Source organism: Palleronia caenipelagi, from assembly GCF_007004065.1.
Classification (GTDB): Bacteria; Pseudomonadota; Alphaproteobacteria; order Rhodobacterales; family Rhodobacteraceae; genus Palleronia; species Palleronia caenipelagi.
The window spans coordinates 1-823 of record NZ_VFSV01000153.1 but is presented as its reverse complement, the minus strand read 5'-3'; the positions used below and the strand labels follow the sequence as shown (position 1 = coordinate 823).

1 pseudogene is annotated in these 823 nt (G+C 55.5%); it reads left to right on the top strand.

What is annotated here, in order from left to right:
- Positions 1 to 823 (top strand): annotated as a pseudogene (locus tag FEV53_RS20400) (IS3 family transposase); the annotation flags it as partial.

The following is an 823-nucleotide window of genomic DNA, read 5'->3' as shown; positions in this document are numbered from 1 at the left end:
GGACCAATTGAAGGAACTAAAGCGTCTTCAGAAAGAGAATGAGCGGCTGCGCAAGGCTGTTTCGGATCTGACCCTGGACAAGCTGATCCTGGCGCAAGGCTGTTTCGGATCTGACCCTGGACAAGCTGATCCTGGCGGAGGCCGCAAAGGGAAACTTCTGAGCCCCGCTCGTCGCCGTCCTGCATTGACGCGTTCTCAGACAACACCGATCGACACAGCGCAAGGTACCCATTGGTCGTCCAGACGAAGAGCGCTTGGTGGCGGATATGATCGAGCTAACCCGGCAATATGGACGGTATGGCTATCGTCGGATTGCAGCAATGCTCAGAGATGCTGGCTGGCATGTGAACGATAAGCGCGTCGAAAGACTGTGGCGACGAGAGGGGCTGAAGGTGCCAATGAAACAACCAAGAAAAGGACGGCTTTGGCTGAATGATGGATCGTGTGTCCGGTTGCGGCCTGAGCATCCAAACCATGTTTGGTCATATGACTTCGTGCATTGCCGCACGGACGATGGGAAGGCGTTCCGTACGCTCAACATCATTGACGCGTACAGCCGGGAATGTCTGGCGATCCGTGTCGACAGGAAGTTGAACTCAGGCAACGTCATCGATGTGCTGAGCGACCTGTTCATCCTGCGCGGCGTGCCAGCATTCATTCTGTCTGACAACGGCCCGGAGTTCGTTGCTCAAGCCGTACAGGACTGGATCAAAGCTGTCGGCGCGAAAACGGCTTACATCGAACCTGGATCGCCTTGGGAGAACGGATACTGCGAATTACATCGAACCTGGATCGCCTTGGGAGAACGGATACTGCGAAAGCT